This window comes from Bacillus sp. MM09(2025) (assembly GCF_050496725.1).
Classification (GTDB): domain Bacteria; phylum Bacillota; class Bacilli; order Bacillales; family Bacillaceae; genus Bacillus; species Bacillus pumilus.
The window spans coordinates 1,582,789-1,595,230 of the sequence record NZ_JBNWEN010000004.1; the positions used below are offsets into that span (position 1 = coordinate 1,582,789).

Here is a 12,442-nt window from a genome sequence, read left to right on the forward strand (position 1 = left end):
ACAAAAGGAGGAATATAAACAATATGTTCAAAAAAACACTTTTAACCCTAATTACCCTAGCTCTTGTCATATCAATATGGACTCCATTTTCATCAGAAGCATCAGCAGAAACACACTCTATCAATTCACAAGAATTAGAAGCGTTAGTAACACCAACAGTTCTACAAAATGAACAAGCTACCAAAGAATTAGATGAACTTGAAATGAAAATAGGGGAATACATAGAAAATCTTCCATTTACAGAAAAAGAATTCGAAAGCATGTCAGAGTCAGAACAAAATAAAGTGATCGATCAATATTTCAACAATGAAGAATTTTTAGCTTTAGAAAACCGAATGAAACAACTTGACTCCAAAAGTAGTCAGAGTGAAATCACAACACAAGCACTACCAATATTCTTTGTACCAATCGCAATGACCGTAGGAAGAGTTGCTTTAATGGCCATCAGATCAAAAGGTGCAAGAACGGCACTTAAATATCTAAAAAATCGAATAAAAGGATTCGGTAAAAATTACAAAATTAAATGGGATGTAAGAAATGATAAAGGACAACTTAGAAGTTTAGTTGTCGTCCTACACAAAGGAAAGAAAAAAACAACAAGGGTATTTGCTGTAGACAATGGAAAAATCCCTTTAATACCAAAAACCTCAACTTGGTATTGGCATTTCCATGTAGCTCCAAAAGATAAAATACACCATGCTCTCAGAGCATCAGTACCAAAGAAATACAAAGCAAGTCCAGGAGAAACAATATTACACTAAAAAACCCCTAATTTTTAGGGGGTTTTTTCTCTTCATGACTAGTAACTATATCAACAGGATGTATCAAGTTTTCATCATCATTATCCTCATCAATGTAAGGCATAATAAGTGAATCCAACTCTTCTTTATCATCAACTAAAGCAACGTAAGTTGTATAATCCTCTAAATCTGATGGAAACAATTCAGCTTGACCAATATTACTTTTCAATGCTTGGTCAATAGCACTCTTTAATTCTATTAAACCCTCACGATTACCAATAATATAAGAATCCATGTGCCAACTTTTTTGAGCATATATATGACAAATCTTATCTCTATCTTTCATCATCTCATTACACCCTTCCTGAAAAATTTAATTGATTATGTGCCAACACGCCAACCAGCTATAACATCAAACGTCTCATTGGCTACTTTATCCTCATTTTCTTCAATCCTGATTAGATATCCTTCCTAGCATCAATAAACTATTTCCAAAACTGTCACCAACATTTTTTTGCCCTTTTTTCCTTCTGCTCCGTTGTCGCAATTAATTTTTTAGTTTCTTGTTTCTCTTATGGCTTCTAATAGCTTTTTATCTCTTTTAATAAGACTGCTTTGTATGTATTCTTGCTGTTTTTTAACTTTCTGGAGGTTACAAATCCCATCTTACTCTCTACTATCATTATACCCCGAATTCAATCTCATTTATAGACTGTTTTCCGCCCAGATCAGGCCGTATACTGTTATACGCAAGTCAAAAACGATAAGGGGTGTGGCTGTATGAACGAGAAGCAACAAGTTTTAGATCTTGGCCCATTTTTTCATGGGACGAAAGTAGAATTGAAGATTGGAGATCTGCTTGAACCGCAGTACTTATCGAATTATCAGGATCAAAAATCAAACCATATCTATTTCACCGGAACATTAAACGCAGCCAAATGGGGTGCTGAATTAGCAAGGTCTGATGCGAAAGAGAGAATTTATCTTGTAGAACCGTTAGGCGAGTTTGAACATGATCCGAATTTGACTGACAAAAAATTTCCGGGTAACCCAACACGTTCTTATCGGTCGAAATCCCCTTTGAAAATCGTCGCAGAATTAGGTTCATGGGAAAGACATTCCGATGAAGAAATCGATCATATGCTGAGCTCTTTAAAGAAATTAAGTGAAGAAGGAAAAAATGTCATATACGATTGATGATTCTCAATCAACAAAGGCCGCCTCATCAACAGCTGGGCGGCCTTTTGTTTGATCTTATTGAAACAACGCATCCATCAGCTCATCAAATGATTTTGATTGATTCAGGGAGTGAATGCGGTTTGGATTGTCCAGTAAATCGACGGCCTGTTCAAAGAATTGATTCATGCAGGCTGCGTCATCTTTATGAATGGCTAATAAAAAGACAAGTGATACTTGGTTTCCCTGCCAGTCAATTGGCTGTTTTAATTGTGCGATGGCTACGCAGGATGTGCCTTCATTTGTGATGAGCGGGTGCGGCATGGCAATTCCTTTTCCAAGATAGGTAGACGACATTTGCTCCCGCTCAAGCACCGAGGACCGAAAAGATGACGATACTAGCTGATACGTTTCTAAACGGCTGCATAGGGTGTCTAATACCTCGTCCTTACTGGATAGATCAGCATTCATTAAGGTCAATCGTTCTTGAAAAAACGCCATCAGTTCTTTCGGCGGAGTCCTGTGTCCATTTAATAAATGAATAACCTCATTCACCCGCTGTACATCATGATGTTCAAAAAAGGCGCTGACCTGTATGACTGGTTTTCCCTTTGAAGCGAGCGGGACGGTTGTAATGATGACATCACAGGGCAGGGTGGTGCTCATGAGATAATCTTGGTAGGAATACAGCTCGACGATGTCCAGTTCGTGCTGAAAGGATGCCTTCAATTTAATTTCAAGCAGTCTTGCCGTCCCTAATCCAGACCCGCACACGATAATGGCTTTCTTTTTTTGCGAGGTATTAAGCTGACTTCTTTCAAATGAAGCAGCGATATGCAGGGCAACATATGCCGCCTCATCTTCATTTGGCGTTCGCACCAGCTGTAAGGCATTCAGCCCGCTGACAGCCAAATCAAACGGGTATGGATAGGACGCTTTGATTTCATGTAGCAGCGGATTTTGTAAGGATACGCCATATTGGATTCGATTTAATAATGGCTTCATATGAAGCATCAGGTCTTGCTGCAGGATGTTGTCATCTGCAAATCGATGTCCGCTCATTTTCTCAATGTGCTGTAGAAAGACGATAACCGCCTGCTGAACTTCTACTGTCGTCTGATGCTGGGCGGTTTCTTTCCACGTTTGATTTGCCAATAGATGCATGACTAAGTAATCTGTTTCATCCTCTGATAAGGTGACGTAAAAGGTGTCACTCACCTGCTGTATAATTTTTTTGGCAATTCGCATTAAGTCGGGTGATCGTTGTGTACGAGTGGTATTCGCCGATATTCGCTGGTTTTTTCGTGTCTGCTGAATCGCAATCGCTAAGTGAATGACTAAGTTTTTTAAGGCAATGTCTTTAATGAGCAATGACTCTTGATGCAGATTCGTCAGGACAATCGATCGAATGGTTTCAAGAGAAATATCGGGAAAATGGAGCTGCTCCCGCTCGGTGATATGAGAAAGTGCAGGCTCTTCTTCAAGGAGTAAGTCTGCATAGCATGTTCTTTTTTGCAACTCGTCTCCTTCAATTTTTAAGCCAAACCCAGGCTTTGACACAAGGGTCATACCGTAACGGGCTAACAGCTCTCGCCCTTTTTTTAAATCACTGCTGACCGTCATGCGGCTGATAAACAGTTCTTCAGCCAGCTCGTCAATTTTTAAGTAATCCGCTTGAAGCAATAGCTTCCTCATGATAAATCGTACACGCTCTTCTGGCATGACGGGGACGAGAGAGCGGGCAGGAAGTTTCTGCTGATGAAGCCAGAGCAGGAAGGCATCTTGGTCACTCGTTAATAGGGTGTATCCCTTTCCGCGGATCGTTTTAATCTTGGCTCCAGCTTCCTTTAATTGCTCATTTGCTTCTTTGATTAAATGACGGATGGAGCGGTCTGATAAGTGAAAAGAGGCAGTGAGCTCCTCCAGCTTCACGAACCCCTTCGTTTCAAATAGCCGCTGAATCAGCTGATAGGTTCGAGGATCTGCCGTCATCATCATTGCGCAGCTCCTTGCGTCTGTAAGGCATCAGTACCAAGAGCGATGGCGCCCATTAAACCTGATAATCCATCAAAGGATGGCTTGGTGATAATTTCATGTAAAGGCTTTGGCAGCTGTAAATACCCATGAAGCCGCTTTTCTGTTTCCTCAAGAATGAGGGGCAGCATAGCGGGCTGTTTCATTACACCTCCACCGAGAATGATGCGCTCTGGCGAAAGGGTGAGTAATAAATTGGCGGTCATCTGCCCGAGATAGTAGGCATGAAGTGACCAGGCAGGATGATCCTCTGGCAGCATGGGTGCCAGTGTATGATAGCGCCCTTCTATGGCAGGTCCGGATGCCAGTCCCTCTAAACAATCATGATGTATAGGGCAGCATCCACCGTAGGAATCATGGGGGTGCCGCTGCACTGTGATATGACCCATTTCTGGATGTAGCAACCCATGAATGAGGCGGTGTTCAATATAGGCACCGCCGCCTATCCCAGTTCCAACAGTGATATAGACCAAAGAAGCAGGTTTTTCTGCTTCAACCGAAAAGCGGGCTTCCCCGAGTGCTGCACAGTTCACATCGGTATCAAGCTTCATCGAGAGCCCAAGGGCTTGTTTTAAGGTAGAGAGGAAAGGGAATTGGCGCCAAGCTGTTTTGGGTGTCTCTAAAATCGTCCCATAACTTGGGCTGTGCTCTTTTACATCGACAGGCCCGAATGCCCCAATGCCAATGGCATCGACAGGATGCTTTGTAAAGTAATCGATCACTTGCCGGCATGTTTCAATTGGGTTTCCTGTTGCAAAGGAAGTCATGTGTTCAATCGTTCCGTCTGTTGTTCCGTAGCCGCAGACAAATTTTGTTCCGCCTGCTTCAATGCCTCCAATTCGCATGATCAATGCCCTCCGTTAAAGAGGGGCTGAATCCAAATGGATCCCGCCCCTACATGTTCATTTTTTCTTTACAATGTAGGTTTGTACCTGACAAGGTGTGAGCGGTTCAATGTGTAATGATCCATGTTGTGCTTTGAGTACATGTCCTTCAGGTGTTTCGCCTAAATTCGCTGTTTTTCCGTGTTGTAGAGATGAACTATTGATTGAAGCGGCTGTTTGACGCGTTAAATATGGATTGAAGAGACGGATGACAATGCCAGTTCCGTGCTCTTCTTTTTTCAGAGCGCTTAGAATGGCTCCGTCTGTCTCAATGTCAAGCAGGCTATAAGTAGATTGTAAGTCTTCTTTTTCATCTCGGAAAGAGAAAATTAAACGACCGTTTAAAAAGTCTGCCCGTTCGTAGCATTGAACTGGGGTGGTATACCGCTTGGCAAGCTGCGCTAAGTGCCCCTCGCTGACAGCATCCTTGCTATAGTGCATGCCAAATGAAAACGACAGTGCCCCTTGCAGCTGAGCGTCAGGTGTCTCAACAATTTTTTCGCCAGATGCGCGTCCTGGACGGTAAAGAAGATTTTCTTTCCCCATTTTTCCGAAACAGCGGAAGAGCGTATACGCGATCGTTGTGTAGTCTTCTCCTGTGATCTGGTATTCTCTCACGCAGTCCGTCAACAGCGCGACACCGTATGCTTCATCACGAAGTGCAGTAAAGGATTGCATCGGTTCAATGGTGATCGGTTTTTCTTCCCAATGTTCATTGCTCCACCATTCAAGCTCTTGCGTGAGCTCAGTTGGACGTTCGATGGTTCCAAACTGCTGATCGCTCAATGATACTTTTGATGCGATACCTGTATCAAAGAGGACACGCAGACGATGGTCTAACGCATGATTGTCGACATCGACATGAAAACGGATGACAGGCTCATCTTTGTTTAATGCCACCTTCGCTGTAATCGGGAGTGAAGTCGTGACTGCTTGCTGAGAGCGCTCTTCTAAGTCATATGGAACCGTGAGAGTAAGCTGGATGGTGAGCTCTTCTTGCAATCCGCTTTTAGACACTGTGATGTCTGCCGAAGAAAGATCCTTGGATGACACATACAGATCCTCGCGCGGCGGGGAATAGTTGTAGGAATCCCCATCGTCTCCATTGTCTTCAAAGATCATTTGCTCAGAGAATGTCTGGCCAGTTTGTTTATCTGTGATGTCCAGCGATCCATTGTCGTTTGCCTTAATGCGGTAATACGTATTTTCAACAACATGTCCTTCGGTTTGTTCCCATGCGGATTCGCTCGATTCACCGAAAACCATGCTGACTTGTGTATAACCAACGGATGGTAAGCTGGTGGCTTCGATCAGTAAAACGGCTTTCCATACTTGCTTTGGCATGTACACTTCTTTACTTGGGTTAAGAGAAATTTGCTGTGCCAGCACATAATCTGTGACATCGGTTTTGCTTTTCACTGTGTACTGAAGCGTTCTCCCATGTGCATCCTTTAGTGTAAATGGACGTTCGGTGATAAAGGTTTCGACTTCAATGACTTCAGAACGTTTTGAAGGCAATGTATTAAATAACGTGAGTGTGATGTCTTGCTCCGTTTGCAGTCGAATGGCAATGAGACGCATGTGCAGGTCCACAAGGTTCTCGGCGATTTCCTTTGCCTGCTTGTAGCGGAAGAAGACGTCTTGATTCGTCGTATCACTATTACATCCGCCGATGCTGTCATGCGCTGCATTTTCAAACATGAGGTACCAAATATCACGAACCGTGTCATGCGGATAGTCGTGTCCGAGTGAATAGCTGATCGTGAGGATAGGCTCCATTACATTGACGAGATAGTTTTCAATTTGGTTGTTTAAGATTTTTAAATCAGCCCGTGTTGAAAAAATAGATTTGTGAATCCGCATATGCTTTGCATGGATGAGCTCACCTTCTAATGTTTCAAAAGATGTCCGTTCTTTTTTCACAGCTGCGATGTAATCTTCTAAACTGCTGATTTGATAGTGGTGCTCGTCCAGTTCATTGGCTTTTTCTAATAAGTCAGGCAGGTTTTTGCGGATTGGTGCCTGGTCAAAGCCATTTGGGAAATAGACATTCTTTGTGGTGGCCTTTGCTTGCAGCGCACCGATTTTTTCAGATAAAAAGGCTTGTAAGTCCTCATCCTTTTCAGGAATATTTCCACCGTAGTAGTAGCCAAATGGCAGGTTCACCGCAAAGACTTCACTGCCGTCAGCACCTTTCCAATTGAATTCGGTGTGATTCGTCATATGATCTGAAACGCCGCGCCAAAAAGCCGTATCGACAATGCCAAATCCGCGGTAAATTTGAGGCATTTGCGCGGATTGACCGAATGAATCAGGGACATAGCCGACTTTCATCACATGACCGAACTGCTGACAGCGTTCAATTCCATATTGCAGGTTCCGTACAATGGATTCACCTGAAATGACGAGCTGATCGGTTTGGGTATACCATGGACCGATGATGAGACGTTTGGCTGTGACGAGCTTTTTGATTCGATTCTCATCCTCAGGGCGCCATTTCAAGTAATCATCCAATAAGGATGCCTGGGCATCGAGCATGAAATAATGGAACCTTTCATCTGTTTCAAGGGTGTCTAAAATGTCCATTACGCTTTTCATTAAGTAGATACGGGAGCGGGAGGTGGTGAAATACCATTCCCGGTCCCAGTGAGTATGTGGAATCACATGTACATTGACAGTCATTGATCAACGACACCTTTCTATGTGCAAATTATCCTTCTAGTACAAGGTCAAAATCGTCTTCTTCTTTCTGCTTCTGATCATGCTCCGGCGTTTTTGGTTCTTTTTTCTCAGAGAAATTGACAAGCAGGTTGGCACCAATACCGATGACGAGTGCGCCAGTGAGGGCTCCGATTAAATAGGCCCACCAGTTTCCGACTGAGAAGAAGCCGTATAGCCCGCCAATTGGCGGCATGATGTCATGAACACCTAATAATGCAGCAACCCCGCTTCCAACAGCACATGCGACAACATTGAGCGGAATCAATTTTAATGGATTGACAAGGGTAAAAGGAATCGCCCCTTCTGTAATACCGATAATGCCCATGACAAGACCGCCACGTCCTGCTTCTCTAAAGGTTGGAGAGAAGTTGCGTTTTCGAATCAGTGTCGCAAGCCCGTATCCAAGCGGCGGAATGACAATCGCAATATTGACGAGAATGGCAGGAAGGTAGACGCCTGATAGGAAGAGTGCGTTACCGGCCATCCAAGCAGATTTATTCACTGGTCCTCCAAGGTCAAAGCCAATCATCGCACCTAAAATCAGAGCGAGTGCGAGTGTGCTTGTCCCGTCAGCGACCATACCTTTGATCCATTCAATTAAAGCCGTGTTCAAAGCGCCTAATGGCCCGCCCAGCAGAACGGACATGAGAAGTCCAGTTAAGCCAACGGTAATAAGCGGTAAGATGAGCAGAGGAACAAGTCCGGCTGCGGAGCCTTGAATTTGAATTTTTCGTTTTACAAAAAGAGCGACATATCCTGCGAAGAAGCCTGCAATAACGGCACCGATAAATCCAGCATTCGTTGAGCTGGCAAGGGCACCGCCGATGAAGCCGGCTGCAAGCCCTGATTTATCCGCAATCGAATAGGCGATAAATCCAGCGAGCAGGACGTTCATTAAGCCAATCCCTGTCCAGCCAACCTGCTCCATTAAATAGGCGCCGTGCAGTATGCCGCCAGCATCCTTATAGGCGTTTAAATCTGAAACACCAAACCCTAATCCGACTAGTTTTGCTAAACCCACGATAAGGGAGGCGCCGATGATGACAGGAAGAATATATGAAATACCGGTCATGAGATGGCCTTCAATGACTTTTAATTTTGCTTTCATTTTGCTTTGCTCCTTTCTATATGGCATTGCTCACGTTTATTGAGATTCAGATTTTTTCTTTTCAACAAGTGCTACAGCTTTTGTGATGATTTGCTCGGCATTTTTTAAGGCGCGTCCAATCTCGACACGTACTGTGGGAATGCCTGAGAAACGTTCCGCATCGTTGATATGCTGATTGGAGGCAATGATGCAGAGGTCTGCCTGCTTTGCTTCCTCTGCTGTAATGCCATTTACCTGTCCCATAATCCCTTGCTGCTCGATTTTAATCTCGTGACCGAGCTGTTTACCCGCATTCTCAAGCGCCTTTGCTGCCATTGGTGTATGAGCTAACCCTGCTGGACATGAAGTGACACCGACAATTTTCATTGTGTAATCCCCTCTTTCAATTGTTGTTCAATGACTTCGTAATAATAGTCAGCGGCTTGACCTGGTTGTATCTTTTCGATGAAAGCCGGTTCCATGAGGCTTGTCGCAATCCCTGACAGTAATTTCAGGTGTGTGACATTTGCTTCTTCTAATGGAACGAGCAGTGTAAATAAATAGCTTGTGGGCAAATCGTCAAAGCTGCCCCATTCAATCGGTTGTGCTAGCTCTAAAAAAAGAAGTGAAGCCGATTGTACAGTGGAGCTTTTTGTATGAGGAATAGCGAAGCCTTGCTGAAGTCCTGTTGAGACTTCGTCTTCGCGAGTCAACAAATCTGATAATAGCCCCGCCTGATCGTTTGTAATCTGAAGGTCTTCAGCTTTCTCGGCAATGTATTGTAAAATCTCATTCTTTGATCGTCCGTTTACTTGTGTGAAAACATGATCTTTTTGGAACAAGCTGATCCCTTCTCTCTTGTTTGTTAAGCGCTTACAAGTTGATTGTAATGTACTTTTCGGCATGGTTAAATAGCATCATTTTCCGTTTGAAATGGCAAAAAGTTTATGAAGCTATTCGTCTTGCAGTCTGTTATCTCAAATCCTAGCTTAAAACGAGTTTAATTATGTAAAAAACAGATTCTACTAAATGCATTTCTGTGATATTCTTCCAAGGTGTTACAAAAGATAAGGGGGTCTTTTCATGTTCAAAAAGCAGGTCAAATCCTGTGTAATCGTACTCATGGCCATCATTCTCTGTATGGCGGCATTACCTGGATACGAGGCAGCAGCTGCCAGTAAAGGAACAAATGTCAATGAAGCCATTGGGTTAAAAAATGGTGAAGTCATCTCAGGGACATTACAGAATGAAATGGAAGAGTCATGGTACCAAATCACGCCATCTGCACAAGAGGTGGCAAAAGATACACATATGAAAGTTTCTGTCAAAAGTAAACAAGTGTTATCTGTATCGGTCTATCCAAGTAAAGACAGAGCGATGAAGGATGACACTTATTCGAGATATCGTGTGGACACTGCAAGTGGAGAGACAGAGATCGACTTCCCGCATGCATGGGCAGGTCCTTATTATGTTAAAGTGCTCTACTTAGGGTCGGAGGAAGACAGCCGTGATGAGGAAGAGGATGCAGCATATACAATCGGGTATAAAGGAGCTAACCTACCGCCTTCTGAACCCGTTTTCCCTGAAGACGATGAGCCTGACATCATTATTATAGAGAAAAAGTACGGGCGCGAAATTCTTCAGTCGATTCGTACAATTGAAGATAAACGTTTTAATGAAACACCAAATGGTCAGAAGCTGAGCCGTGTGCTTCAAAAAACAAAGCCATTTCTCAAATCAAAGCTCATCAAACAAAAAAATGAGCAGCAAAAGGTATACAATCATTTGCTGACATTAAAGTCACTGCTAAATGACGTAGAGAAAAATGGTGCATATAGCGGTCATATTGTGACAGAGAAAGAACAACAGGCGATCCGTTCCCTTTTTGATATGCTCAAAGGAGCAAGTCCTGCCTATTTAAAAAAGGAATTAGAAGCAGTGAGTCAACAGATTGGCATCAATCAGCTTGAAGGAAAGTCGATCGGTTATGTATTAGAAAAGCAAAAGCTTGTAAAAGAAGAGAAAGTGAAGACGAATAAAATCATTTTTAAACTAAAGGATGGGCAAACGCTTCAATCTGCGAAAAAGAAGATGAAAAGCTATGGAATCCAAGAAAACCGTGTGACATCGCAGTCAGTAAGTCCTTTGTTTAAAGGAATGTATGTCTATGATGTGCCAGCAGGGCAAGAATCAGCTGGAAAGTCTTTAAAAGCAGGCAAAGCTGTGATTAAAAGCACTGCGAGAAAGCTGTCCAGCATGCCGAATGTTGAATTCGCAGAGCCTGTTCAAACGTATCGTGCACTGAGCAATGATGTGCAGTATGGATACCAGTGGCCACTGAAAAACAGTGCGCAAAACAGCGGGAAAAAAGGCGCTGATGTGAAGTTTGAACAAATGAATACACTGATTGGCACAAGCAAAATGAAGCAAACATTGATTGCTGTTGTGGATACAGGTGTAGACAGTCGTTTAACGGATCTGAGCGGGACTGTTCGTACGGACTTAGGTGCGAATCTCATTGGACGAAACAAAGATGCCATTGATGACAATGGACACGGTACGCATGTGGCTGGCATCATTGCTGCAAAGGCCGATAATCATTACTCGATGGCAGGTCTCAACCAACATACGGGCATCATTCCGGTGAAGGTGCTGGATGCCTATGGTTTTGGAGATACAGAGCATATTGCACTTGGAATCAAGCATGCAGTGGATAAAGGTGCAAAGGTCATCAACATGAGCCTTGGCGGCTACTACAGCCGCGTGATTGAATATGCAATGAACTACGCAGCTCAAAGAAATGTACTAGTGGTCGTGGCGAGTGGAAATGATGGCGTTCCAGAAATGGGCTATCCTGCGACATCAAAGTACGCAATGGCTATTGGTGCAAGCAACCGTATGGATATTGCCGCTGAATTCTCAAGCTATGGTAAAGGACTGAGCATGTCTGCACCAGGATCTGATATTCCAAGCTTAATGCCAGATGGGAATGTCTCATATCTGAGCGGGACATCAATGGCGACACCATATGTGGCAGCAGCAGCAGGATTACTGCTTTCTAAAAATCCAGCCTTGAAGCCGAATCAAGTAAGGAATATCTTGCAAAGCACAGCCGATAATATCTCTTTTACATCTGTTGATGGAACAGATGACGTTTTCTATGATGAAAATGAAGAGCCTATTGTCGATCCAAAAATTCCAGGGATCGATTGGATGACAGGACATGGTAGACTGAATGCATTTGCTGCTTTAAGTGCTGTCGAACTAAATGCATCTGTCAGCAAAGTGGAGGATCAGCATCAAAAGGTGACAGGTAAGGCAAAGGCTGGCGCTGCTATTTCTGTGTATAGAGGCAAAACTCTGCTTGGAAAAGGCACAGCGGGCAAAAATGGAACCTTTAGCGTGAAGATCAAGCATCAGAACAAAAACAAAGTCCTTCACATTAAGATTTCAAAAGGAAAGGCCGCAACGACGCTCAAAACAGTCGTCAAAAAAGGCAAAGCACCAGCTAAGCCGAAAGTGGGAAAAGTAACGGTCAAAAGTAAAACGATCAAAGGGACTGCGGGCGCAGGATTGACCATTAAAGTAAAAAACAAATCAAAGAAAGTCATCAAAACGGTAAAAACAAATAACAAGGGCGCATTTACTGCCCAAATAAAACCGCAAAAAGCCAAAACAGTCTTGTATGTGACCGCTTCAGATGTGAGAAAAAGAGAAAGCAAAGCGGTGAAGGTTGTTGTTGTGAAAAAATAAGAGGAGAGCTTCCCTTTCTAAAAAAAGGGAAGTTTATTTGTTTGTTA

General features: G+C 43.3%; 10 protein-coding genes. 3 read left to right on the forward strand and 7 right to left on the reverse strand.

All coding sequences use genetic code 11. The annotated features are described in order from the left end of the window. The first annotated feature begins 23 nt into the window (after positions 1–23). Complete coding sequence (locus ACQYAC_RS14535) at positions 24–761, forward strand: hypothetical protein (protein WP_429943529.1); 738 nt, start codon at positions 24–26, stop codon at positions 759–761. Positions 762–768: 7 nt separating this feature from the next. On the opposite strand, the gene ACQYAC_RS14540 is transcribed toward ACQYAC_RS14535, so the two are convergent. Beyond that, positions 769–1,089, reverse strand: a complete 321-nt coding sequence (locus tag ACQYAC_RS14540) for a hypothetical protein (protein WP_429943530.1) — start codon at positions 1,087–1,089, stop codon at positions 769–771. A 431-nt stretch (positions 1,090–1,520) separates the two neighbouring features. Here ACQYAC_RS14540 and arr point away from each other — a divergent pair, with 431 nt between their 5' ends. Then, positions 1,521–1,937, forward strand: coding sequence for an NAD(+)--rifampin ADP-ribosyltransferase (gene arr / locus ACQYAC_RS14545; protein WP_429943531.1), 417 nt, complete (start codon positions 1,521–1,523; stop codon positions 1,935–1,937). A 57-nt stretch (positions 1,938–1,994) separates the two neighbouring features. Here arr and ACQYAC_RS14550 read toward each other — a convergent pair whose 3' ends face one another. Genes ACQYAC_RS14550 through ACQYAC_RS14575 form a run of 6 tightly spaced genes read right to left on the reverse strand, consistent with a single transcriptional unit; the run spans position 1,995 to position 9,547 of the window. After that, positions 1,995–3,914 (reverse strand): BglG family transcription antiterminator, encoded by a 1,920-nt coding sequence (locus ACQYAC_RS14550; protein ID WP_429943532.1) that lies wholly within the window; start codon positions 3,912–3,914, stop codon positions 1,995–1,997. Continuing rightward, positions 3,911–4,795 carry an ROK family protein gene (locus ACQYAC_RS14555; protein WP_429943533.1) on the reverse strand — a complete coding sequence of 295 codons (885 nt, stop codon included), beginning with the start codon at positions 4,793–4,795 and terminating at the stop codon, positions 3,911–3,913. Before ACQYAC_RS14555 ends, ACQYAC_RS14550 begins: the two co-directional genes overlap by 4 nt. A gap of 57 nt (positions 4,796–4,852) precedes the next feature. Continuing rightward, on the reverse strand, positions 4,853–7,516 hold the full coding sequence (mngB, locus tag ACQYAC_RS14560; RefSeq protein ID WP_429943534.1) for a mannosylglycerate hydrolase: 2,664 nt from the start codon (positions 7,514–7,516) through the stop codon (positions 4,853–4,855). 28 nt (positions 7,517–7,544) lie between these two features. Beyond that, positions 7,545–8,663 (reverse strand): PTS fructose transporter subunit IIC, encoded by a 1,119-nt coding sequence (locus tag ACQYAC_RS14565; RefSeq protein WP_429943535.1) that lies wholly within the window; start codon positions 8,661–8,663, stop codon positions 7,545–7,547. 36 nt (positions 8,664–8,699) lie between these two features. Beyond that, positions 8,700–9,029 carry a PTS fructose transporter subunit IIB gene (locus ACQYAC_RS14570; RefSeq protein ID WP_007498438.1) on the reverse strand — a complete coding sequence of 110 codons (330 nt, stop codon included), beginning with the start codon at positions 9,027–9,029 and terminating at the stop codon, positions 8,700–8,702. Further along, positions 9,026–9,547, reverse strand: a complete 522-nt coding sequence (locus ACQYAC_RS14575) for a PTS sugar transporter subunit IIA (protein ID WP_339164802.1) — start codon at positions 9,545–9,547, stop codon at positions 9,026–9,028. Before ACQYAC_RS14575 ends, ACQYAC_RS14570 begins: the two co-directional genes overlap by 4 nt. A 178-nt stretch (positions 9,548–9,725) precedes the next feature. On the opposite strand from ACQYAC_RS14575, the gene ACQYAC_RS14580 reads away from it, so the two are divergent. Beyond that, on the forward strand, positions 9,726–12,395 hold the full coding sequence (locus ACQYAC_RS14580; RefSeq protein ID WP_429943536.1) for a S8 family serine peptidase: 2,670 nt from the start codon (positions 9,726–9,728) through the stop codon (positions 12,393–12,395). Positions 12,396–12,442: the final 47 nt, after the last annotated feature.